Genomic DNA, 2,500 nt, shown 5'->3' with positions numbered 1-2,500 from the left:
GAGATTACCACGTTGATAGGTCATAGGTGTAAAGGCAGTAATGTCATAGCCAAGTGATACTAATAACCCATAGACTTATGTACGCTTCTCACCGTCGCAAGACGGTGAGAGACACTCTTTTTTTTACTTTTACTTACAATATTATTTTACCATATGTTAACTTATACAGTTAGATTCATTTAGCTGAAAAATTTAGGGTGGTTATAGCATTGGGGCTCACCTCTTCCCATCTCGAACAGAGAAGTTAAGCCCAATAGCGCCGATGGTACTGCATTTATGTGGGAGAGTAGGTCGCCGCCTTTCTTAATTCTGATATAAGCAGAATTCTTTAAACCTCATATCTTAATGATATGAGGTTTTTTTATGGAAATTGGTTTCAATCTTTATATAATTAAATTCTAAAAAAATTAATTAGAAGGATAATCTCTATCAAAAATTAGAGTCTTAGTTATTTGATAGCAAAAAGTTTAAATAAAAAGTCCTTATATAAATTTTTATATAAGGACTTTTTAATGATTATTGAATAATTTATTTTTACATAGCTACAAGATCACCTGTGATGTCTTTAGAAGGTAAATCTGAACTTCCCATTAAGAACAAATCAACTTGTCTTGCCGCTTCTCTTCCTTCTGAAATAGCCCAAACTATTAATGACTGGCCACGACGCATATCTCCAGCTACAAAAATATAGGGTACATTAGTTTGGTATTTACCATAATCCGCCTGGTAATTTGAAAATTAGTATCAGACTATGTGAATTAATACAAGTTTTATTGTTACAAATTAATTCAATTTTAATTTTTAAAATTATTGTAAATTATAAGTATCTGAATTGTAATTGTTTAATGGTTTAATTTAAAATAATTTCAAAAAAGGTTGATTAAATAGTTGCGGGATTAAAAATGCGGTGTATATTTGCACCCGCTAACGGAAATATGGGTTAGTAATTAAGTTCATTGTTTTATTGTTTTCGGGTTAAGAAATAAATTAAAAAAAAAGATTTATTTTTCTTGTTAGATTAGAAATAAGTTTTATATTTGCACCCGCTAAACGAGATAGCGAAAACGTTCAGAGAGATTTTGGAATAACGGTAATTTAAGTTAGGTAGTTCGATTCTATCATTTCTACAAGATTAAGATTTAGGTTTTGTTTTTAAAGAGCAAGATTTGATACCTTAAAAGTTCATTGAAAATATTGAAATTGACAGCGTAAACAAAGAGTAGAATAACCACATTATTAATAATGTAAATTCTTTTGAAACTTATTCATTAAAATATTTAAGATATACAATGAAGAGTTTGATCCTGGCTCAGGATGAACGCTAGCGGCAGGCTTAACACATGCAAGTCGAGGGGTAACATTGTGCTTGCACAGATGACGACCGGCGCACGGGTGCGTAACGCGTATAGAACCTACCTTTTACAGAGGGATAGCCTTTAGAAATGAAGATTAATACCTCATAGTATTGCGATTTGGCATCAAATTGTAATTAAAGATTTATCGGTAAAAGATGGCTATGCGTCCTATTAGTTAGTTGGTAAGGTAACGGCTTACCAAGACATCGATAGGTAGGGGTCCTGAGAGGGAGATCCCCCACACTGGTACTGAGACACGGACCAGACTCCTACGGGAGGCAGCAGTGAGGAATATTGGACAATGGAGGAGACTCTGATCCAGCCATGCCGCGTGCAGGAAGACTGCCCTATGGGTTGTAAACTGCTTTTATACAGGAAGAAACACTAGTACGTGTACTAGCTTGACGGTACTGTAAGAATAAGGACCGGCTAACTCCGTGCCAGCAGCCGCGGTAATACGGAGGGTCCGAGCGTTATCCGGAATCATTGGGTTTAAAGGGTCCGCAGGCGGTCGATTAAGTCAGAGGTGAAATCCCATAGCTTAACTATGGAACTGCCTTTGATACTGGTTGACTTGAGTCATATGGAAGTAGATAGAATGTGTAGTGTAGCGGTGAAATGCATAGATATTACACAGAATACCGATTGCGAAGGCAGTCTACTACGTATGTACTGACGCTCATGGACGAAAGCGTGGGGAGCGAACAGGATTAGATACCCTGGTAGTCCACGCCGTAAACGATGGACACTAGTTGTTGGGATTTATCTCAGTGACTAAGCGAAAGTGATAAGTGTCCCACCTGGGGAGTACGATCGCAAGATTGAAACTCAAAGGAATTGACGGGGGCCCGCACAAGCGGTGGAGCATGTGGTTTAATTCGATGATACGCGAGGAACCTTACCAGGGCTTAAATGTAGTATGACAGGTTTAGAGATAGACTTTTCTTCGGACATATTACAAGGTGCTGCATGGTTGTCGTCAGCTCGTGCCGTGAGGTGTCAGGTTAAGTCCTATAACGAGCGCAACCCTTGTCGTTAGTTGCCAGCATGTAAAGATGGGGACTCTAACGAGACTGCCGGTGCAAACCGTGAGGAAGGTGGGGATGACGTCAAATCATCACGGCCCTTACGTCCTGGGCCACACA

Annotated in this window: 3 rRNA genes and 1 pseudogene (2 of these 4 cut by a window edge); 3 read left to right on the top strand and 1 reads right to left on the bottom strand. The window is 38.5% G+C overall.

The features are described 5' to 3' along the window. Both BXQ17_RS05615 and rrf read left to right on the top strand, forming a co-directional pair. Positions 1-83 (top strand): 23S ribosomal RNA (locus tag BXQ17_RS05615); it begins 2,787 nt to the left of the window's first position. A 110-nt stretch (positions 84-193) separates the two neighbouring features. Continuing rightward, positions 194-303: ribosomal RNA gene (gene rrf / locus BXQ17_RS05610) — 5S ribosomal RNA — on the top strand. A 231-nt stretch (positions 304-534) separates the two neighbouring features. Here rrf and gltD read toward each other — a convergent pair. Beyond that, a pseudogene (gene gltD, locus BXQ17_RS05605) lies at positions 535-735 on the bottom strand (glutamate synthase); the annotation flags it as partial. Between the two features lie 551 nt (positions 736-1,286). Here gltD and BXQ17_RS05600 point away from each other — a divergent pair. After that, positions 1,287-2,500: ribosomal RNA gene (locus BXQ17_RS05600) — 16S ribosomal RNA — on the top strand; it runs 304 nt beyond the window's last position.

It is taken from the genome of Polaribacter sp. BM10, from assembly GCF_002005425.1.
Taxonomy (GTDB): domain Bacteria; phylum Bacteroidota; class Bacteroidia; order Flavobacteriales; family Flavobacteriaceae; genus Polaribacter; species Polaribacter marinaquae.
The sequence above is the reverse complement of the archived record's forward strand: the minus strand, read 5'-3'. Positions and strand labels throughout refer to the sequence as shown.